A 20,062-nucleotide genomic window follows, 5' to 3' on the forward strand; every position below is an offset into this window, starting at 1 on the left:
CACTCAGGCGGTGTAGTCGACGGCAGCGGCCGTGATCTGGCCGGCCGGGGTCAGCGTGGTCTTCGCCGACTTGGATCCGAAATCGACCTGCTGCCGGACCAGACTCTGCGAACCGTGCTCCACGACCGTCTCGATGCAGACGTAATAGGAGCCTTCGGAGGCCCTGCCCCCAGCGGCCGTGGAACCGTCCCAAGTGGTCGTGAAAGTGCCGGCCGGCTGGGTTCCGCTGGTGGTCGTGTCGGCGCCTCCGGAGGACTGGTACCAGGCGGTCAGGCTGTTCAGCCAGTTGTCCCCAGTGGTCTTGTGGTAAAGCGCCAGCGTGGCGACGAAGGTGCCGCCCGCGTCCTCGATCCACACCGCCATGTAGGGATTGCGGGACATCCCGCCACTCGAGGCGAAGGTCCACGAGACCGTTGCCTTCGCGCTGGCCGGCAACTCGGTGCGCGAAGCCTTGGCTGTGGCGGAAGCTGACGCCGAGGCGGTCGCGGACGCGGACGCTGTGGCGGACGACGACGCGGAACCCGTTGCGGTCGCGGTGGGACTGGACGTGGAGGTGGCCGCAGCGGCACACCCGGCGAGGCCGACGATAGCCGCGGTGGAGAGCCCACTGAGGAAGGCCCTACGGGTGACCGCGGAGTAGCGGGACTGGGTCATGGGTGGCACCTTTCGTCAGGGGAATCGCTGCAACGAGCCTGACCCTACGGAGACCGACTGTGAGCCTTGCCTGACCCGCCTGTGGTCAGTCTGTGGACGCTCGGCCGCAACCGGACGGGCCGGGCCACTAAACGGCCCCGGTGTGTCCGGAGACAAAGAACCGGGCTGCCGCGGTGATTTCGGACAGCGGAGTTGATGGTTTCTCTTACGCTGCCAGTGCTGGCTGTTGGTAACTGTAGTGGACCTCGTTGGGCCTGCGGTAGCCGAGGGCGGAGTGCCGGCGGCGGTTGTTGTAGAACCCCTCGATGTAGGCGATGACGTCACGTCTGGCACGTTCTTTCGTCGCGTAGACGGTGCGGTAGACCCGCTCGTTCTTCAACGCGGAGAAGAACGATTCGGCCATCGCGTTATCCCAGCAAACGCCCGTGCGCCCCATCGAGGACCGCATGCCCAGCCCTGCCACCAGTGCCCGATAACCGGCCGAGGTGTAGACGCTGCCGCGGTCGAAGTGGAAGATCGCGTCAGGCTCGATCACGGCCGTCGCGGCCGCGTTACGCAGCGCAGTCTCCACGAGTTCGGTGCGCATGTGATCAGCGATCGACCAGCCGACGACCTTCTTCGAGTAACAGTCGATCACCGTGGCCAGGTAGATGAAACCCTGCCAGGTGTGGATGTAGGTGATATCGCCGACGAACTTCACCCCGGGCCGCTCGGCAGTGAAGTCCCGTTCCACCAAGTCAGGCATGCATGCCGCAGCTTCCGCGTCTGCTTGGGTTGTGACCCGGAACGGGCGCGGTTGGCAAGGCACCAGGTGTTCCTGCCGCATGATCTGGCGCACCAGCTCCGGTGAACACTCCACGCCCTGCGCCGCAAGGTCGGCGTGGATGCGTCGATAGCCGTAGGTGCCGTCAGAGGCCGTGAAGAAGTGCCGGACCCGTGCAGCCAGTGCTTCCCGGCGCGCGGCGGTCGCTGACTGCGGGCGCTTGAGCCAGTCGTAGAACCCCGAGGTTGACACCGCCAACCACAGGCACATCTTCCACACTGGGGTCGTCTCGGTCGGGTCGTTTCGGAGGGAATCGATGTACTCGTACTTGCCCACTACCGCGGTTCCCTCGCGAAGTAGGCCGCGGCGTTTTTTAGGAACGCCGTCTCCGCACGGAGCTCCTGATTCTCCCGCTCGAGTTCCTTCAACCGAGCACGCTCGGTGACCGTCAGCTCCGTCTCGGTGCCCCCGTGCGCGTCGCGGTACTTGATCAGCCAGTTTGCAGCGTCTCCGGGCCGACACCGTAGGCCTCAGCGACCTCCCGGATCGGTTTCGAGGTCGAGATCACCTCCTGACACAGCTCGTCCTTGAACTCCTGGCTGAATCGCCGTCGTGATGCAGTCATCCTGCCGATCTCTCTTTCAGTAGCGCCCTCAGCTTAAGAGGGCCCACCGTCCGAAATCCCTAGGCCACCCAGACCCGCCAGCCGGCTCGAGCCTGCTCGGGGACTGGTACGCCACCTACCTCCACCGGCGCCCACGCCAGATCGCGCTGCTGATCAACGAACACACCCTGCTGCCGCTGTTGATGCCCCTCGCCCCCGCCCGCACCCTCCTCCAGCGGTTCCCCGACCAGCTCGCCGAACTCCTCGACGCCCACCACACACCCCCGCACGTGACCGCGGCGGAGGTCGCCGCCGCGCGGCAGGTCTTCCTGGCCGCCATCGCCAGCCGCAGCCTCGTTGGGTCACTCAACGAGTTCGCATTCCTCGCCGACCACGACCGAAACGGCCCAGAGCCGCTCGATCTGCTCGGACTGTCGCTGAAGCTCTCCCGCGTCCCCTGCGGGCCGCTCTTCAAACGCCACGTCAGCCCCGACCGCGAACTCGCCGCCCTCCTCCACGACCTGCCGCCAGGTGGCCCGGTCTTGTCGTGACCCCAGAGCCGGCGATCCCTCAAGCGGTGCGGTAATCAGCGCTGCGCGCGAGTGTCGGTCGTGCGGGGCGCCTATGCTCGTGATCGTGGCCGACGACCTGCGCATCCCCGGTGAAGTCGCGGCCGTGCTGCGCTACTACGTGTACGCCCTCAGAGACCCCCGCGACGGCCGCGTCTTCTACATCGGGAAGGGCATCGGCGACCGCATCAACGCGCACACCCGCGAAGCAGGCAAAGACCCCGCATCCGAACGCGCCAAACTCCGCACCATCCTCGACATCGAAGCCACCGGGCAACCCGTCGAACTCCTGTTCCTTCGCACCGGCATCGACGACGAGGCCACCGCCTTCATCGTCGAACAAGCCGTGATCGACGCCTTCCATGCCGACGGCCAGCCCCTGACGAACCTGGTCCGAGGCCACGACTCCGGCGCCCTTGGGCTCGCCGCCCTGCCTGAAGTCATTGCCCGCCACCGCGCCGACCCGTGCCCGCCCATCAACCAGCCGCTCATCATGGTCAAGATCCAGAAGGGCTGGCGCCCCGACTCCAACCCGCAGCAGATCTACGACCAGACCCGCGGCCACTGGAAGATCGCCGGCTGGGTCCGAGACCGCGCCCACTACTGCCTCGGTGTCGCCCACGGCATCGTCCGCGGCGCCTACCGCATCGACACCTGGTTCCCCTCTCAGATGCCGACCGACCAGGGCCAGAATCGGTGGGGCTTCACAGGCCACCCCGCATCCGAACTCGACCACGTAATCGGCACCCAGGTCCGCGACGTGTTCGGCGGACGCGTCATGTACCGCAGATACCTCGACGGCTACCCCGGCGCCCAACCCGACCAGTCCCCCAACGAGCACGCATAGCCGGAGTCGCCGACCGCAGGGAGAAGCTCTCCCCCCGAGGCCGCTGAACCGGCACCAGCACCCCGGCCACCGCACTCATCGAGATGGGCCGGCGTCATGGCAGGATGGGGCTATGACGATCGAGCGGATCTCTGACGGCCTGGCCGAACTGAGCCGGTGGATCGACCAAGGCAACAACGACAGACACCCCGAGGCCGCCACATGGGCCCGGCTCGCGAAGATCACCGAAGAAGCCGGAGAAGTCGTGTCCGCCTACATCGGCGCGACCGGACAGAACCCCCGCAAAGGCATCACCCATCAACTGTCCGACGTCCAAGACGAACTCCTCGACGTCGCGATCACCGCCCTCACGGCTGTAGAGCACCTCCGAGGCAACGACGGCCGCAGTCTCGAAGCCCTCCAGGACAAGCTCAACACCACGCTTCACCGCGCTGGCCTGCGAACCTGATCGGAACCACCAAAGCCCGTCCAGCCAGGTCAAGCATCCCGATGTCCGGAGTCGCATCGCACTCCCCAGGACGCCGCCCACCCCGCATCAGCAGTCCCGAAGGAGAGCCTGTGACGTGGAAGGCTCAGCACCTTGAGCTGGTCAGTTGCGGTTCAGCCCGTGCCGACGCGAGTCCAGAGCGTGCTTGTAGTGGCTCTCGGCAGCGTTGATCTGGCCCGTCGGGGTGGCCGGGTCGAACACCCTCAACACCGACAATCGGAAGCTGGACGGATCCAGGCCACGTAGTTCCACGTTCCCGCCATGCCCGTTCACCGAGTACGCAGCCCACCGCTGGAGCACATTCTCCGCCCCGTCCGCTCTCCCCACGTAGTGACGTCCATCCCGGGTATCGGTGATCAGATAGATCCCCACCACCGAAGCCAGAGCCGTCCGCCACGCCGCGTAGCGGTGCTCACGCATCACCGCCTGCAACTGCGGATAGTCCAAGATCAGCGCATCAAAGCCCGGGAACGGCACCGGCTGAGCGTCGGCGATCTCCATCACCGGATACGTCGCCGCCGTCGTCGCGTTGATCCGCCACGTCCGCGGAGACCCGCCAGCCGATCACCAGCCGATTCCGCAAATCGCCCATCACGTCACTACGTTCCAGATCGAACGTGCGCAGCACGCCGTCGTTGGCGACCTCGCCACGATTGACCACCACCGACCACAGCCGCGCGCGATCCCCACCCTCAGGAACAAACACGATCCAGTACCCGGGCGCAGCCTTCGGGAACCTCCGGGGATCGGCGTCCTGCACGCGGGTGTAGGCCAAGATCTCCTCATCCGACGAATCACCATGGATACCGGCGGACCCATCCTCATGCTCACGCACGTACGCATGACGGATCACCAGGGCCTCCCGCGCCTCGATACCCGCGTCGGCCATGACTGCAGCAAAGGTCAACGTCACCCTGCGCCACCTCCCAATCTCTACGTTCACAGCTATCACACTCCACCGACCCCCGATCACTCCCCCGGCCCAAGTGACAACTTCCTCTTGCGACGCCGATGGTCGCGACACCGATCCAGGAAGGGTGAGTCCCATAGCGTGGTGTCAATCCTGCGGGGGTTCTCGTCGTCGAAGACGTTGAAGGGCCACCGTGGGATGACCAGTTGTTTCCGGCAAGAAGCAAGGAAGAGATCCCACGATGACCCAGTACCAGTGGGCCCTTTCGACCCTGATCGGTGAAGTCCTGGCCGATCCCGACCTCGCGCATCAGGACGTGTTCCGCCGGATGCTGCAGGCCGGCCTGCAAGACCTCGTCGACGCGGAAGCGACCGCGAAGATCGGCGCCGCCCGTTTTCGAGCGCACCCCGGAACGGACCACCCGCCGCAACGGCACCCGCCCGAAGACGCTGGCGACCCCGGCCGGGGAGGTCGACCTGCAGATCCCGAAGCTGCGGGAAGGGTCGTTCTTCCCGAGCCTGTTGAACCCGCGGCGGCGGGTCGATAAGGCCCTCTACGCGGTGATCTGCCAGGCCTGGATCGACGGGGTCTCGACCCGCAAGGTCGAGCACCTGATCCGGGCCCTCGGCAACGACACCGGCATCTCCCGCTCGACGGTGTCGCGGATCTGCGGCGAGATCGATGAGGCAGTCCACGAGTTCCTGCACCGCAGACTCGATCACACCTGGTTCCCGTACCTTTTCCTCGACGCCACCTACCTCGACGTCCGCCACCGCGGCCGGGTCGTCTCCCAAGCACTGGTCGTCGCGACCGGTGTCAGCGGTGAGGGCCGACGGGAGATCCTCGGGATGGCGCTCGGTGACGCGGAGACCACCGACTTCTGGACCGAGTTCCTGCGCTCGCTGCGCGGCCGCGGCCTCAAAGTCGCCACCGATGCGGACCCGCTCGGGGTGACCCTGGTCACCTCCGACGCGCACTCCGGGCTGAAAGCGGCAGTGAAAGCGATCCTGCCCGGAGCGGGGTGGCAGAGATGCCGGGTCCACTTCGCCCGCAACGTCACCCAGAAGCTCGGATCGGCCCACTCGAAACCGGTCAACGCGCTGATCTCCACGATCTTCGCGCAGACCACCACCGAAACCGTGATCGCGCAATACAAGGCCGTCACCGACAGCCTCCGCAACTCGTTTCCCGAGGTCACCGCGATGCTCGAGGCCGCCGAAGCGGACCTGACCGGGTTCGCGACGCTGCCGCGTGAGCACTGGCAGAAGGTCTGGTCGAACAACCCCATCGAGCGCCTCAACCGCGAAATCAAACGCCGCGCCGACGTCGTCCAGATCTTCCCCGACCAGGGCAGCGTCACCCGCCTCATCGGCGCCGTCCTCCAGGAACAGCACGAAGAATGGAGCTACGGCGAACGCCGCTACTTCTCCGACATCTCCATGCGCAAACTCGTCCACACCCTCCACGAACACACCGAACCCGCCCACCACGAGCTCTACCTCACCGCCTGACCACCACCCACCAACAGGAAACAACCGAATGACACCACACCACGGGACTTGACCTCCAGGAACACAGTCACGGGTATCGACGCCACGCTTGCGGAGACAGGTGCAGGCTGGACACCACCAGATTGAAGGAGGCAAGCACGTGCAGGGCCGTGACGCCCGAACCGCTCGCACCGCGAAACTGATCGAACAGCTCCTCGGCGTCGTGCGGGAACTTGAGGCGATGCACCCGGGCCGCAAGTTTCCCCTCGACGGCCACCTCGTCGGCTCGATCGGCGAAGCCGCCGCCGAATCCATGTTCAGGAGCGCGCTGCTGACTGCTTCGACCCCCGGGCACGACGCAATCGCCGACGACGGCCGAAAGGTCGAGATCAAAGCCACCTTCGGAACCCGCTCAGTTGCCATCCGGCCGACATCAAGCGAACACGCAGGCGCGACCCTGATCGTGCTGAAGCTCTCAGAACACCCAGGCACTGCCCATGAAGTGATCTACAACGGGCCGCTCGAACCCGCCCTACAGAGAACGCAGGGCCACTCCAAAGCAACGGCCAGGCGGTCATAACCCTCTCCCGACTCCCTGAAGCGCCCCGGGTTTCGTGGAGGCTCGGTTATCTGGAACCGGCTCCGACGGGAACCTGTTCTCCAACGTAGCTGACGGGCTCGTGGGATGCCCAGTGGGCGGCCTCGAACTCGGCGGGCGGGATGTGTCCGATCTCGCCGTGCAGGCGCCGGTGGTTGTACCAGTCGACGTATTCGGCGACCGCGATCTCGACGTCGCGGACCGACGCCCACCCGCCCTTGGGGCGCATGACGGGGTTGCGGATGCACTCGGCCTTGAACAGCGAGTTCAGCGCCTCGGCCATCGCGTTGTCGTAGCTGTCGCCGACCGTTCCGACGGACGCGACCGCGTCGGCTTCGGCGAGCCGCTCGGTGTAGCGAATCGCACGGTATTGAACTCCGGCATCGCTGTGATGGATCAGCCCGGTGATGTCTTGACCTGCTCTGCGGCGCTCCCAGAGGCCCATCTCGAGCGCGTCGAGGGCGAGATCGGTGCGCAGCGACGTGGACACCTGCCAGCCGACGACACGGCGAGAGAACACGTCCAGGACGAACGCGGCATAGGTCCACCCGGCGTGGGTGCGGATGTAGGTCAGGTCCGCAACCCAGAGCTGGTTCGGTGTCGTCGCGGTGAACGCGCGCTTGACGAGGTCGGCGGGCCGATCGGTCTCCGCGCCGTCCCCGAAGGTGGTCTTGCGGGTCTTGTCGCGCCGGATGCCCTGGATGCCCGCGGCGCGCATCAGCCGCTCGACCGTGCAGCGGGCGACCTCGACGCCCTCCCGGTTCAGGGCCGCGTGGATCTTCCGGGCGCCGTAGACGCCAAGGTTCGCCTTGTGGACCACCCGGATGTCCTCGGTCAGTTCCGCGTCCCTGACCGCCCGCGCGGACGGCGGACGCGCCTTGGCGGCGTAGTAGGTGCTCGGGGCGATCTGGACGTCCGCGTCACGCAGGACCTGGCAGATCGGCTCGACCCCGAACCGGTCGCGGTGCTCGTCGATGTACTCGACGAGCACCGCGGTCGGCACCTCGGCTACTTCAGCTTGCGGTCGAGCTCCGCCGCGGCGAAAAACGCCGACGCGGTCTTCAGGATCTCGTTCGCTCGCCGCAGCTCCCGCACCTCGGCCTCAAGCTCCTTGATCCGCTGCGCCTCCGCGGTCGTCATCCCGGGCGCCTGCCCGGCGTCGATCTCGGCCTGCTTCACCCAGCCCCGCAGCGTCTCCGGGTTGATCCCGAGTTGCTCGCCGATACGCTGCAGCGCACCGGCCTTCCGTGCGGGGTCCTGCCTCGCCTCGACCGCGAGCCGCGTCGCGCGCTCACGCAACTCGTCCGGGTACTTCTTCGGTGCTGCCATGACTCTCATCCTCCGTGAGTTGAGAGCCTCCACCGAACCCGGCACGCTTCACCCAACACTCAACGAATCCGTCAAACGCGATCAGCGAATCCCCCTCCGAGGCAACTGACACGTGGGACCGCACAGTCCCGCGGGCACTAAAATTCGGGAACCCGCCGTCAGGCTTGCGTCGCACACAGCCATGAGCGGAGTACTCCTCGCCGAGTTGGCCGGGGCCTCTTCGGAGGGCCAATGGAAGCGGCCGACCGTGTCGCTGGACGCGTGTCGCGTTCCCTGAGACCATCAAGAAGGCAAAGACTGGGACGGCAACCCGAAGGACCGTGACATTGAACCGCACTGAGTTTGTTGGAGACTCCTGACCTTGGAAACGAGGATGGGGTTATGCCGAAAGAGCAGACAGCAGGGAAGCCGACGACGCGTCGGTACTCGCCGGAGGAGAAGGCCGCCGCGGTCCGGATGGTGCGAACGTTGCGGGCCGAGCTGGGGACCGAGCATGGGACGGTGCAGCGCGTCGCCGCGTAACTCGGATACGGCGTCGAGTCGGTGCGGTCGTGGGTCAAGCAGGCCGACATCGATGAGGGTCACGTCGCCGGCGTGACGACCGTCGAGGCCCGGCGCGTGCGGGAGCTCGAGCAGGAGGTCCGCGAGCTTCGCCGAGCCAACGAAATACTCAAGCGCGCAGCGAGTTTCTTCGGGGCGGAGCTCGACCGCCAACACCGGAAGTAGTCGCATTCATCGACGCGAACAAGGACGACATGGTTGAGGGTCGCCCGCTCGGAGTCGAGCCCATCTGCAGCGTGTTGCAGGTGGCTCCGAGTACCTACTACGCCGCCAGGGATCGTGTCCCGTCGGCGCGGTCGATCAGCGACGCTGTCCTGGTCCCGGAGCTGGTGAGGCTGTGGGAGGACAACTATCGCGTCTACGGTGTCCGCAAGCTGTGGAGAGCCGCCCGTCGTGCCGGGATCGACATCGGCCGTGACCAGACCGGCCGGTTGATGCGTGCCGCCGGTATCGAGGGCGCCACGCGTTCTAGGCGAGTCACGACCACCAAGGCCGATCCAGCCGCCCCCAGGCACCCGGACCTGGTGCAGCGGGAGTTCACCGCGCCGGCACCGAACCGGCTCTGGGTGACCGATCTGACGTTCGTGGCGACGTGGGCCGGGGTGGCCTACGTGTGCTTCATCATCGACGCGTTCTCCCGGATGATCGTCGGCTGGCGATGCGCTTCACACATGCGCACCGAGATGATCCTCGACGCGATCGAGATGGCCCGCTGGGGTCGCGGCACCCACCACGACGACCTGCGCTGTCACAGCGACGCGGGCAGTCAATTCACATCGATCCGCTACGGCGAACGGCTCGCCGAGATCGGCGCCACCCCCTCGATCGGGACCGTCGGCGACAGCTACGATAACGCCCTCGCCGAGACCGTGAACGGCTACTACAAGGCCGAACTCGTCCGCGGACCCGCCCGACCAGGCCCCTGGAAGACCGCGGAGGACCTCGAACTCGCAACCCTGGGCTGGGTGCACTGGCACAACACGCAGCGCCTCCACGGCTACCTCGGCGACATCCCGCCCGCCGAGTTCGAGCAGGCGTTCTATGCTGGCCGAACCGACCGCAAACAGCTGGTCGGAATCAAATAGCACGAGTCTCCATCAGACCCAGTGCGGTTCAAAGCCGCCCCAGACCTAGTGGTCCAGCCCAACCGAAACGAAAAGCCGCTCTGACCGACCGTTTGGCTTTGTCAGAGCGGCTTGCAGATGGCTCCCCGGACTGGACTCGAACAAGTACGGGGAGCTCCCCGGGCACTGGCTTGCTGAGCCAGACCCAGCGAGATCTCAGCCGGCGACAGCTTGGCGCTACGACGTCACGCCTGGTCTGTCTGCTCAGCGCCGGCCATCAGAGACCGCGCGGCGTCAACGAGCGCCTGTGCCGTGACCTGGGCGGTTCTCGCGCCCGCCGCCCCCACGGGTCTCGCGTCGTAGCGCTGCTGGTTGCGCTCGCGCCGCAACTGCTCGAAACGATTGGCAGCCCTGTTCGCCGGAGGGGTATCGAAGATCGCTACCAGGAACCGCCCCAAGGCTTCGTGCTGCCCCCTCCCCGACGCGGTGCGGTACCCGAACGCCGCGAGCATCGCCTCACCCACGTCGTGGGCAGCGTCGTAGGCAAGGTTGTACGCATTCTGCGGGCGCGTCAGGTTCGGCACGTCAGCAAGGGCATCCTCCGCCTGTCTCAGGAACCCCTCCGCGCGGGCCAGATCGACGGGAACCGCCTCGATGCGTCTGGCCCGCACGAGGGCTGTCAGTTCGACCTTCTGGCGAGCCGTCGGTACCGGTGTCCTCACGAGTCACCGCCGATCACGGCCACCATCGGGGACTGGCGAACCCGCGTCAGGAACCCTGACTCCTCGGCCCACTCCTGCGCGGTCAGGATCGTCGGATTCACTGGGCGCCCCACCACCGACTCGACGCGGCCTGCTGCGTCGTAGACGGCGACCGGGTCGGGCGAGCCGATCACCATCAGATCGATATCGGCCGGGACGGCCCCCGGCACGCCGCTCACCCGGGCGGCGAACGAGCCGTACAGGAACGCGCGATCGACCCCAGGGATGACGGCAAGTTCCTCGGCCAGCAGCACCACCGGACCCGTGGCGACGAGCAGGATCTCGCGCAGCGGGGCCACCAGCGGGCTGTCCTCGTTGCCCCGGATGAGCCGCGTCCGGCCCACCTGCCGCTCCGCCAGGACGCCGGCATCGATCAGCCGTGCCACCTCACGATGCGCAGTCGGGTACGCGAGGTGTGCCCGCTCGGCAAGGTCCGTGATGCTCAACTCCTCGCCACCGGGCAGCAACAGGGCAGCCAACAGCCGCGCCTGGCCGTCCGAGCGGAAGACCGGCGCAAGTAACGGCGCCCCAGTTCTCATATAACGGATGATATTATCCATGAAACCAATAGTCCAGTGTCCGACGGGACCCATGCCCGACATCAAGCGATTCGCCGTCCCCACCGGCTGAGTGCCGGCACCACACAGGCTCGCCAGAACGGTGGATCTGCGGACCAACCACCTCGAGCCGAACTCGTCTCGCGTTCTTGGTCCAGGGCCTCACCGGCAATGCCTCAGGCAACTGGCGACACACACCGGGACCGGAAGTCGCTCACGCACCGAGCGGCACCGCGGCCTGGCGTGGGTACCGATCGGCACTCATGTCCACTAATGTCCCAAACGCCTCGAACCAAGCCGGCACTCACGGGTACTTGGGGGCCCTCAAGTCCACTTCTGGGACGTAGCGATGGAAGCCTAGGGATGCAAAATCCAACTTCGCGGGGCGTACACCTCGATTGACAAGGTGTTTCACTTGTCGGGCTGACAGGATTTGAACCTGCGACCCCTTGACCCCCAGTCAAGTGCGCTACCAAGCTGCGCTACAGCCCGCCGACCCGTTGCCGGATCAACAGTGGACCGTTCCCGATCCGAGAATGAACTTTAGCGGACGACCCGCGGAAAGGTCCAACCGAGGTCGTGTCGGAGCGTCTGCTCCGTGGATCACAGGCGTCGCAGCAACACGACGGAGTCGTCGAAGTCCTGCTCGACGTTGTCGCGGAGTCCGACGCGGGTGCGGACCTCCGCGACCTCGACGGCCCACTGGTCGGCGGGGAGCTCGAGCGCGGCCAGCTGAGCGTCGGGCTGGAACTCGGCGAAGTCCTGGTCCTCGTGGCCGGAGCCCTTCGGCGCGGCAGCGTGCGACGTGACGAGCAGGTGTCCACCAGCCCGGACCAGGTCCGCGGCGCGTCGGAGGACGACGTTGCGAGGCAGCTCCACGGGCGACTGGAAGAAGCTCGCCGTAACCAGGTCGAAGGGGCCTCGGACGTCCAGATGGGCGAGGTCCTCGACGAGGAACTCGGCCTGCCCCTCCCCCAGCCCGAGGCTCTGCGCGGCGGCCCGGGCGCGGGTGATCGCCGTGGTGGAGATGTCGATGCCGATGGCGCGCCACCCCTGCTGGGCGAGCCAGATGACGTCGCCGCCCTCGCCGCAGCCGAGGTCGAGGGCCAGCCCGGGCTTCAGGTCCGCGGCGACGTCGGCGAGTGCCTTGTTGACCTTGCCCGTCCAGATCTGGTCGCGCTCGCCGTATCGGGCCTCCCAGAAGGCGACCGGGTCCTGCGCGGGCTCGTCGTGGTGGTGGTTCATGGGGTTCTCCTCAGCCGAAGGCGGACGTGACGATGTTGACGGTGTAGAGGACGAGCGGGAGGCAGAGCAGCCCGACGATGACGAGGTTGACCCGCGAGTGCTCGAGCAGGATGGCGATGAACTCCCGCAGCGTCGCGCTCGGCCAGTAGTAGCGCGCCGTCCGGCACCCGACGGTGTACCCGCGGATGCCGGCCTTGCGCATGATGATCGCCGCGCGGAACGCGTGGTAGTCGCTGGTGGCGACGGCGACGCGGCCGGAGCGCTCGTCCGCCCGGATCAGGTCACCGGAGAACTCGAGGTTCTCCGCGGTGTCGCGAGACTGGTCCTCGAGCTCGAGGGGCCCGGTGAAGCCGTCGCCCGCGAGCCAGTCGGCCATCGCGCGCGCCTCGCTGACCTGCTCATCCTCGCCACGTCCGCCCGAGACGACCAGCACCGGTGAACGCCCCGCACGGACGGACCGCTCGAAGACCTGGCGCCCCTTGCGCAGCCGGCCTGCCAGCAGCGGCGTGACCCGCTCTCCCCCGCCGAGGCCCGACCCCAGCACGACGACGGCGTCGACGGGCCGACCGAAGCGGTTCGAGAACCACACGTACTGCAGCGAGTAGATCAGGAAGGAGACGAAGATGAAGGCGACGTATGCGGCCGGCAGTCCGATGAACAGGAGCCAGGGCACGAGGGCCGACAGGTTGAACACGACCGCCGCCACACCGGCGACCACGTACGCCGCGATGGCGACGCCAGCCAGCCCGGAGATCCCCGGGGCGAGCCCGAGCCCCTCCTTCCGCCACATCGTGATGGCGTTGACGACGAGGAAGGCCCCGAGGACGGCAACCCCGGCGACCACCAGGAGGAAGACGACGAGCAGGCCAATCGCTAGGGTCTCGTCGCCGCCGACCGCCCTCAGCGCGTCGCCGGAGTAGACGAGCCCGAGCGAGGCCACGAGCCCGATCAGGATCGTCAGGACTATGCCGTGCCCGAGTCGACGTGGCTCGACGAGGACCCCGACGAGCAGCCCCACAGCGATCACAGCAGCGGGCAGCCATGAAACGAGGTCCATGGCTGCGAGACTACCGATGCCGCGTCGTCAGCGCTCCGAGCGCTTGGCCCGGGGCCGGATCTCGACGTGCACCGGGGAGCCCTCGAAGCCGAAGTCCTCGCGCAGCCGTCGCTCGATGAAGCGCTTGTAGGTGTCGTCGAACTGACCGCTGGTGAACAGCGCGAACGTGGGAGGGCAGGCGCTGGCCTGCGTGCCGAACAGGATGCGCGGCTGCTTGCCGCCCCGCAGCGGATGAGGGTGGGCGGCGGCCAGCCGCCCGAGGAACGCATTGAGCTTGCCCGTGGAGATGCGGGTCTCCCAGCCGGCGGCGGCGGTCTCGATGGCCTTGCTGATCTTGTCGACGTTGCGGCCGGTCAGCGCGGAGATGTTGACGGTGGGAGCCCAGCGGAACGCGACGAGGTCGCGCTCGATCTCCCGGTCGAGGTAGCGGCGACGCTCCTCGTCGGTCAGGTCCCACTTGTTGAACGCGATCACCAGCGCACGGCCGGCGTCCTCGATGGAGCTGAGGATGCGGAGGTCCTGGTCGGTGACCGGCTCGGAGGCGTCGATGACCATGATGCAGACCTCGGCCCGCTCGATAGCCGTCTGGGTCCTGAGGCTCGCGTAGTACTCGTGGCCCGAGGCCTCCTTGACGCGCCGACGGATGCCGGCGGTGTCGATGAGGCGGTAGACCTGCCCGCCGACCTCGACGATCTCGTCGACTGGGTCGACAGTGGTGCCGGAGATGTCGGACACGACGACCCGCTGCTGCGCGGCCAGCTTGTTCAGCAGCGACGACTTGCCGACGTTCGGCTTGCCAACGATGGCGACGCGGCGGGGGCCGGCCTCCTCGACCTCGCGCTCGCGCGGGGCCTCGGGCAGCGCGTCCAGCAGCGCGTCGAGCAGGTCGCCGGAGCCGCGGCCGTGCATGGCGGAGACGGCGTACGGCTCGCCGAGGCCGAGGTTCCACATGGTGGCGGCCATGGCCTCGTGGCGCTGGTCGTCGACCTTGTTGGCCGCCAGCACGACGGGCTTCTTGGAGCGACGCAGCACGCGAACGACGGCCTCGTCCTCATCGAGGGTGCCGACGGTCGCGTCGACGACGAACAGGACGGCGTCGGCGGTGGAGATTGCGAGCTCGGCCTGCTCGGCGATCTGCAGCGCCATGCCGGTGGCGTCGGAGGCCCAGCCGCCGGTGTCGACGAGGATGAACTCGCGGCCGTTCCAGTTCGCGTCGTAGCTCACGCGGTCACGGGTCACGCCGGGCGTGTCCTGCACAACGGCCTCACGGCGCCCCAGGATGCGGTTCACCAGCGTCGATTTGCCGACATTCGGCCTGCCGACGACGGCGACGATCGGCTTCACGGTGTCTGTCACTGGGTGCTCCTTGGCGCTTGCGGACGCCCCAGTCTAGTGCTCAGGGGCAAGCTGACCGCATTCCGCCGCGGCGCCGGCCCTCAGCGGGCAGCCTCGGCCAGCGAGATGATCTGGTCGACGACCTCGTCCGGGCTGAGGAACGTCGAGTCGATGACCGTGACGCCCTCGGCGGCGTCGGTGAAGTTCGACACCGTCGAGTCGTCGCGGTCGCGGCGCAGCACCTGGTCGGTGACCTCCGCGGCGGTGGCCTTCCCGGCGACCTCGGCGGCACGGCGGGCGACGCGCGCCTGCGGGTCGGCGACCAGCAGCACGCGCACGTCGGCGTCGGGCGCCACGACGGTGGTGATGTCGCGTCCCTCCACCACGATCCGGCGCTGGTGGTCGCTGATCACCTCGCGCATCCGCTGAGTGAGCGAGCGGCGCACGGCCAGGATGGTTGCCACCCGGGAGACGGCGGCCGCGATGCGGGGCTCGCGGATCTCGGTGGTGACGTCGATGCCGTTGATCGCGAACCGGGGCGCGTCGGGGTCGGTGCTGACGGTGAACTCGGCACCCTCGACGAGCGCGACGACGTCCTCGTCCGTGGCGGACTCCGGGAGGCTCCGCAGCACCTCGGCCGTCGCCGCGCGGTACATGGCGCCGGTGTCGAGGTAGCCGAGGCCCTGCCGCCGGGCCAGCAGCTTCGCGGTGGTGGACTTGCCCGACCCGCTCGGCCCGTCGATCGCGACCAGGAACGATCCAGATTCGATCATTGTCGAAATTACCTTCCCCGGCTGGCAGCCCATGCGTGCCAGCCTCCCTCTGTGATGGCGCCGCGGAGCTTCTCCGCGACCTCCCGCTCGACGGCGATCGACAGGTAGCCGACCTCCCGGACCGGGTCGTGTGTGAGTTCGAAGTCCTCGACGTTGAAGCCGGCCTCGCCGATGTCGTTGAAGAGGCGGGCGAGCGCGCGCGGCTCGTCGGGGATCTCGACGGTGACCTCGAGCATGTCGATCGGGTCCTGGCCGTGCTTGCCGACCAGCGACAGGGCGCCGGCCTGGCCGAGGCCGAGGAACTTCTCCAGCTCGTCGCCGTCGTCGAGCACCTGGATCAGGTAGGACAGGTCGCGCGAGACCTCGAGCAGCTCGTGCCGGACCGCGGCCGCGTTGGAGGTGAGGATCTGGCGCCACAGGGCGGGGTCGGACCCGGCGATGCGCGTCACGTCGCGGATGCCCTGCCCGGCCAGCCGCAGGTTCGGCTGCGGGACCTCGCGCAGGTGGCTGGCGGTCAGGATGCTCATCAGGTGCGGGACGTGGCTGACCTGCGCGACGGCCTCGTCGTGCAGCGGCGCGGGCATCGTCACGACGCGGGCACCGACGTCGCGCGCGAGCCGCTCGACGACGGCGACGTCCTCAGGGGTGTTGCCCTCCTGCGGCGTGACGACCCAGGTGCGGTCGCGGAACAGGTCGCCCGAGGCGGTCAGCGGCCCGGTGAACTGGGAGCCGGCCATCGGGTGCGAGCCGACGTAGCGGTGGTGCTCCGGCGCGATCCGGTCGACGGCGGCCAGGATGGGCGCCTTGACGGAGCCGACGTCCGTGACGACGGCGTGCGGGAACTTGCCGAGCACCTCGGCGACGAGTTCGGGGATGACGTCGGGCGGGGTGGCGACGATGACGACGTCGGGGTTGTCGGTGCTCTCGTCGGAGACCTCGCCGGCGCCCAGCCCTGCGGCGACGACCGCGTGGGACGTGGCGATGTCCCAGAGCCGCACGTCGTAGCCGGCGCGGGTCAGCGCGAGGCCGAGCGACGAGCCGACCAGGCCGGCTCCGAGGATCAGGACGTGGGTGGGCTCAGCCACGGCGGGCCTCCTGCCTGGGAAGGCGGCGGAACGTGCGGCGGCGGCCGGTGCCGCGCTCGAGCACCGCGGCCTCGATGGAGCTGGAGCCCAGCGCCCTGCGGGCGGCCGCGAGCGCCTCGTCGAGGCTCGCCTGCGGGTCGAACCCGGCGCGCAGCCGCTCGGCGACGTGCTCGACGTCTCCGCCGATGACAGCCAGGTCGGTCTCGTCGGTGATGACGCCGTCGTAGCTGACGCGGTAGAGCACGTCGTCGGCGGAACTCTCCCCCAGCTCGGCGACGATCAGCTCGACCTCGAACGGCTTTTCGGCCCCGGAGAACGCCGCGCCGAGCTGGGCGGAATAGGCGCCGGCCAGGCTGCGCGCGGTGACGTCGCTGCGGTCGTAGGCGTAGCCGCGCAGGTCCGCGTGGCGGATTCCCGCGACGCGCAGCGCCTCGAACTCGTTGTAGCGGCCGACGGCTGCGAAGCCGATGCGGTCGTAGATCTCGGAGACCTTGTTGAGCGTCGTGGAGTGGTTGTCGGCGACCATCGCGATGCCGTCGGCGTAGCGCAGCACCACGACGGCGCGGCCGCGGGAGATGCCCTTGCGGGCGAACTCGGCCCGGTCCAGCATCAGCTGCTCGGGGTTGACGTAGAACGGCATGCTCACAGCGCCCTCCCGCGCGGTCCGTCGGGTCGGCCGATGCGTGCGGTCACGATGGCCTCGGCCACCTCGCGCACGCCATCCTCGGACCAGCGGGCGACGCCGTCGGCGGAGGCGCGCATGACGAGCGGGAAGATGCCCCGGGTCAGGTCGAGGCCGGAGGTGGCGGAGTCGTCGTCGGCCGCGTCGTATAGCGACTGCAGCAGCGTCGCGACGGCTGTGAGCTCGTCGGCCTCCGGGTCGTGCAGCTTCTTGAGCGCCCCACGGGCGAACGCCGAGCCGGAGCCCACCGAACAGAAGTCGTGTTCCTCGTAGCGGCCACCGGTCGCGTCGTAGGAGAACATCCGCCCGCGTCCGGCGCGTTCGTCCCAGCCGATGAACAGGGGCAGGACCACCATGCCCTGCATTGCCTGGGCGAGGTTGCCGCGGATCAGGGCGCCGAGGCGGTTGGCCTTGCCGTCGAAGCTCAGCCGGGTTCCCTCGACCTTCTCGAAGTGCTCGAGTTCCACCTGGAAGAGGCGGACGAGTTCGACGGCGATGCCGGCAACGCCGGCGACTCCGACGATGGAGTGGTCGTCGGCGGAGAAGACCTTCTCGATGTCGCGCATGGCGATGGCCGACCCCATGGTCGCCCGCCGGTCCCCTGCCATGACGACGCCGTCGCGATACCGCGCGGCGACGATCGTGGTTCCGTGCACGGCAGGCAGGTCGGGGTGGCCCGGCCCGGGGAGGGCCTCGGGGGCGACCAGCCGCAGGTACTCGGCGAACGAGGCGCTGAGGTGGGGCATCTGAGTCACCGGGCCATTGTGTCAGACGAGATCCACCCCGCCTGTCACGGGCACGGAGGTGGCTTGCCATGATGGAGTCGCCGGTGCGACCGGCGGAACTGGAGAATCATGCAGGCTCGGAAGCGTCGCGCCGGCTGCGGCGGCACCGTCATGGTGGTCGTCGGAGGGCTCATCGGACTAGGCCTGCTGGGATCGCTGTTCGGGGGCGACGACGACGTCGCCGAGCCCGCGTCGAGCCTGTCTCCGACGGCCCTGGCCACCGCGGTCACGGAGGCGGCCGAGGGTGCCGAGGCGGAGGCCGCTCCCACACAGACCACGTCGACGGCGGCCGCGAAGGCGACGGATACCGCGAGCGACGACGCATCGTCGAAGACGGAGGGAACCGCGGCGAAGCTGCTCGAGACGCTGGACATCAAGGGCCGCGCGGCGAAGACCGGCTACTCCCGCGACGAGTTCGGAGCCAGCTGGGCCGACGTGGACCGCAACGGCTGCGACACCCGCAACGACATCCTCAGCCGCGACCTCACGAAGGTCACCTACAAGGACGGCACGCACGACTGCGTCGTCCTCACGGGCAGGCTCAGCGACCCCTACACGGCGACGAAGATCAGCTTCGTCCGCGGCCAGGACACGTCCACTGCGGTGCAGATCGACCACGTCGTCGCCCTGTCGGACGCCTGGCAGAAGGGCGCCCAGAAGCTCGACGAGGACACGCGCAAGGCGTTCGCGAACGACCCGCTGAACCTGCTGGCCGTCGACGGGCCGGCGAACCAGGCCAAGGAGGACGGCGACGCCGCCACCTGGCTCCCGCCGAACAAGGCGTACCGCTGCCAGTACGTGGCGCGGCAGGTGGCGGTGAAGGCGAAGTACGACCTGTGGGTCACCCAGGCCGAACACGACGCCATCGCCAGGGTGCTCAAGTCCTGCCCGGACCAGTCGTTGCCGGACGACGACTCCCACGGCACGGTCAAGGTCACGGCCACCGTCACCCCGTCAGCCAAGGCGACGAAGAAGGCCTTGGCGAAGGCGACCCCGAAGGCCACCGAGGCGGAGTCGGTGTACTACGCGAACTGCACCGCGGCCCGGGAGGCCGGCGCTGCCCCCGTCCGGAAGGGCGACCCCGGCTACTCGACGCGGCTGGACCGCGACGGTGACGGCATCGGCTGCGAGTAGGCCTCAGCTTCGCGTCGCGTGGTCCGTGACCGCCTCCAGGTCGGCGCGGACGTCGGCCGGTTCTCCAGCCAGCGGCAGGTTGGCCGTGTCGTCGGCGCCGTCCAACCCCTTGTCGGGGGCCAGTGCGGCGAAGAGCGGGTCGAGGTCACTCTGGGCCGGGCCGCGCTCCGCGACCAGTTCCAGGGTCTTCCCGTCTGCCCCGGGCGAGGTCAGCGACGCGACGAGCACGTCGGCAATCTGCTCGCGCGCGATGACCCCGTCGGCCGGGCTGCCGGCCCAGCGGCGGTCGCCCTGCAGGAAGTGCAGGCTGTGCTGGTCGTCGTCGTTGCAGTCGAACCAGCCGGGCCTGACGATCGTGTACGGGTGCCCGCTCGCCCGGACCAGCCGCTCCGAGCGGCGCTTCCAGTCGTGGTAGCCGCCGGCACGGTTCGTGACGCCGATCGCCGTCATCAGCGCGATGCGGACAGGTCGGTCGCCGATGGCAGTCAGCACGTTGAGCACTCCCCCGTAGTCGACGTCGCGGACCTTCGGGCTCTGGTACGGGGCGCCGTGCGTGAACACGACCGCGTCGATGCCCTCGACGGCCGCGGCAAGCGTGGACGCATCCGTGAGGTCGCCGGCGACGGCCTCGGTGCCCGCGGGAGCCGAGGCAGGCCGGCGGGTCAGGACCCGGACGGTGTGCCCGTCGGCGAGCGCGCGTCGGGCGACGAGGCGTCCGATGCTGCCGGTGCCGCCGACGAGCAGGATGGTCAGTGGTGTCATGGTTGCTCCT

General features: G+C 68.3%; 20 protein-coding genes, 1 tRNA gene, 3 pseudogenes and 2 other annotated features. Of the genes and pseudogenes, 8 read left to right on the forward strand and 16 right to left on the reverse strand.

What is annotated here, in order from left to right; all coding sequences use genetic code 11:
- Positions 1 to 3: 3 nt before the first annotated feature.
- The gene (locus QH948_RS06940; RefSeq protein ID WP_281146094.1) at positions 4 to 381 is read right to left on the reverse strand and encodes a DUF2271 domain-containing protein; all 378 of its coding nucleotides are present in this window, start codon (positions 379 to 381) and stop codon (positions 4 to 6) included.
- Here QH948_RS06940 and QH948_RS06945 point away from each other — a divergent pair.
- Entirely contained in the window at positions 371 to 640 is a 270-nt protein-coding gene (locus QH948_RS06945) for a hypothetical protein (protein WP_281146095.1), read from the forward strand. The two genes, QH948_RS06940 and QH948_RS06945, sit on opposite strands and share 11 nt — an antisense overlap.
- 219 nt (positions 641 to 859) lie before the next feature.
- Here QH948_RS06945 and QH948_RS06950 read toward each other — a convergent pair.
- A pseudogene (locus tag QH948_RS06950) lies at positions 860 to 2,042 on the reverse strand (IS3 family transposase).
- Between the two features lie 140 nt (positions 2,043 to 2,182).
- Between QH948_RS06950 and QH948_RS06955 the strand changes: the two are divergent.
- The 3 genes from QH948_RS06955 (at position 2,183) to QH948_RS06965 (ending at position 3,885) form a co-directional block, all read left to right on the forward strand.
- Positions 2,183 to 2,572, forward strand: coding sequence for a DUF6933 domain-containing protein (locus QH948_RS06955; protein WP_438874136.1), 390 nt, complete (start codon positions 2,183 to 2,185; stop codon positions 2,570 to 2,572).
- An 85-nt stretch (positions 2,573 to 2,657) separates the two neighbouring features.
- Positions 2,658 to 3,437 carry an LEM-3-like GIY-YIG domain-containing protein gene (locus QH948_RS06960; protein WP_281146097.1) on the forward strand — a complete coding sequence of 260 codons (780 nt, stop codon included), beginning with the start codon at positions 2,658 to 2,660 and terminating at the stop codon, positions 3,435 to 3,437.
- 112 nt (positions 3,438 to 3,549) lie between these two features.
- Complete coding sequence (locus QH948_RS06965; protein ID WP_281146098.1) at positions 3,550 to 3,885, forward strand: MazG-like family protein; 336 nt, start codon at positions 3,550 to 3,552, stop codon at positions 3,883 to 3,885.
- Between the two features lie 141 nt (positions 3,886 to 4,026).
- Here the strand turns inward: QH948_RS06965 and QH948_RS06970 are convergent, their stop codons facing one another.
- The gene (locus tag QH948_RS06970) at positions 4,027 to 4,425 is read right to left on the reverse strand and encodes a GIY-YIG nuclease family protein (RefSeq protein ID WP_281146099.1); all 399 of its coding nucleotides are present in this window, start codon (positions 4,423 to 4,425) and stop codon (positions 4,027 to 4,029) included.
- A complete protein-coding gene (locus tag QH948_RS06975; protein WP_281146100.1) occupies positions 4,382 to 4,837 on the reverse strand; it encodes a hypothetical protein in 456 nt (151 codons plus the stop codon). Before QH948_RS06975 ends, QH948_RS06970 begins: the two co-directional genes overlap by 44 nt.
- Before the next feature lie 238 nt (positions 4,838 to 5,075).
- Between QH948_RS06975 and QH948_RS06980 the strand changes: the two are divergent.
- Positions 5,076 to 6,345, forward strand: a pseudogene (locus QH948_RS06980) (IS256 family transposase).
- Between the two features lie 139 nt (positions 6,346 to 6,484).
- Positions 6,485 to 6,904 carry a DUF6998 domain-containing protein gene (locus QH948_RS06985; RefSeq protein WP_281146101.1) on the forward strand — a complete coding sequence of 140 codons (420 nt, stop codon included), beginning with the start codon at positions 6,485 to 6,487 and terminating at the stop codon, positions 6,902 to 6,904.
- Positions 6,905 to 6,950: 46 nt separating this feature from the next.
- Here QH948_RS06985 and QH948_RS06990 read toward each other — a convergent pair.
- A protein-coding gene (locus QH948_RS06990; protein WP_281144193.1) for an IS3 family transposase occupies positions 6,951 to 8,251 on the reverse strand; the annotation gives its coding sequence in 2 pieces (ribosomal slippage) (positions 6,951 to 7,960 and positions 7,960 to 8,251; 1,302 coding nt in all).
- Positions 7,821 to 7,973 (reverse strand) — a sequence feature (AL1L pseudoknot). It overlaps the preceding gene by 153 nt.
- Before the next feature lie 381 nt (positions 8,252 to 8,632).
- Here QH948_RS06990 and QH948_RS06995 point away from each other — a divergent pair.
- Positions 8,633 to 9,897: pseudogene (locus tag QH948_RS06995) on the forward strand (IS3 family transposase).
- Positions 8,932 to 9,066: a sequence feature (AL1L pseudoknot), on the forward strand. Its footprint overlaps the pseudogene before it by 135 nt.
- A gap of 224 nt (positions 9,898 to 10,121) precedes the next feature.
- On the opposite strand, the gene QH948_RS07000 reads toward QH948_RS06995, so the two are convergent.
- The 10 genes from QH948_RS07000 to prcB form a co-directional block, all read right to left on the reverse strand.
- Complete coding sequence (locus QH948_RS07000) at positions 10,122 to 10,598, reverse strand: hypothetical protein (RefSeq protein ID WP_281146102.1); 477 nt, start codon at positions 10,596 to 10,598, stop codon at positions 10,122 to 10,124.
- Positions 10,595 to 11,176, reverse strand: coding sequence for a winged helix-turn-helix domain-containing protein (locus tag QH948_RS07005; protein WP_281146103.1), 582 nt, complete (start codon positions 11,174 to 11,176; stop codon positions 10,595 to 10,597). The genes QH948_RS07000 and QH948_RS07005 overlap by 4 nt, the downstream gene beginning before the upstream one ends.
- A gap of 436 nt (positions 11,177 to 11,612) precedes the next feature.
- A tRNA-Pro gene (locus QH948_RS07010) sits at positions 11,613 to 11,686 on the reverse strand.
- 111 nt (positions 11,687 to 11,797) lie between these two features.
- Positions 11,798 to 12,439, reverse strand: a complete 642-nt coding sequence (locus QH948_RS07015) for a class I SAM-dependent methyltransferase (RefSeq protein WP_281146104.1) — start codon at positions 12,437 to 12,439, stop codon at positions 11,798 to 11,800.
- A gap of 10 nt (positions 12,440 to 12,449) precedes the next feature.
- Positions 12,450 to 13,496, reverse strand: a complete 1,047-nt coding sequence (locus QH948_RS07020; RefSeq protein ID WP_281146105.1) for a YdcF family protein — start codon at positions 13,494 to 13,496, stop codon at positions 12,450 to 12,452.
- 27 nt (positions 13,497 to 13,523) lie between these two features.
- Positions 13,524 to 14,852 carry a ribosome biogenesis GTPase Der gene (der, locus tag QH948_RS07025; RefSeq protein WP_281146106.1) on the reverse strand — a complete coding sequence of 443 codons (1,329 nt, stop codon included), beginning with the start codon at positions 14,850 to 14,852 and terminating at the stop codon, positions 13,524 to 13,526.
- Between the two features lie 80 nt (positions 14,853 to 14,932).
- Positions 14,933 to 15,601, reverse strand: coding sequence for a (d)CMP kinase (cmk, locus tag QH948_RS07030; RefSeq protein WP_438874137.1), 669 nt, complete (start codon positions 15,599 to 15,601; stop codon positions 14,933 to 14,935).
- An 11-nt stretch (positions 15,602 to 15,612) separates the two neighbouring features.
- Positions 15,613 to 16,689, reverse strand: coding sequence for a prephenate dehydrogenase (locus QH948_RS07035; protein WP_281146108.1), 1,077 nt, complete (start codon positions 16,687 to 16,689; stop codon positions 15,613 to 15,615).
- Entirely contained in the window at positions 16,682 to 17,329 is a 648-nt protein-coding gene (gene prcA / locus QH948_RS07040) for a proteasome subunit alpha (protein WP_348634955.1), read from the reverse strand. Before prcA ends, QH948_RS07035 begins: the two co-directional genes overlap by 8 nt.
- Positions 17,330 to 17,331: 2 nt before the next feature.
- The gene (gene prcB, locus QH948_RS07045) at positions 17,332 to 18,117 is read right to left on the reverse strand and encodes a proteasome subunit beta (RefSeq protein WP_281146157.1); all 786 of its coding nucleotides are present in this window, start codon (positions 18,115 to 18,117) and stop codon (positions 17,332 to 17,334) included.
- 108 nt (positions 18,118 to 18,225) lie between these two features.
- Between prcB and QH948_RS14220 the strand changes: the two genes are divergently transcribed.
- Positions 18,226 to 19,290, forward strand: a complete 1,065-nt coding sequence (locus QH948_RS14220) for a GmrSD restriction endonuclease domain-containing protein (RefSeq protein ID WP_438874082.1) — start codon at positions 18,226 to 18,228, stop codon at positions 19,288 to 19,290.
- A gap of 3 nt (positions 19,291 to 19,293) precedes the next feature.
- Here QH948_RS14220 and QH948_RS07060 read toward each other — a convergent pair whose 3' ends face one another.
- Complete coding sequence (locus tag QH948_RS07060; protein WP_281143769.1) at positions 19,294 to 20,052, reverse strand: SDR family oxidoreductase; 759 nt, start codon at positions 20,050 to 20,052, stop codon at positions 19,294 to 19,296.
- Positions 20,053 to 20,062: the final 10 nt, after the last annotated feature.

The organism is Tessaracoccus lacteus, assembly GCF_029917005.1.
Lineage (GTDB): Bacteria > Actinomycetota > Actinomycetes > Propionibacteriales > Propionibacteriaceae > Arachnia > Arachnia lactea.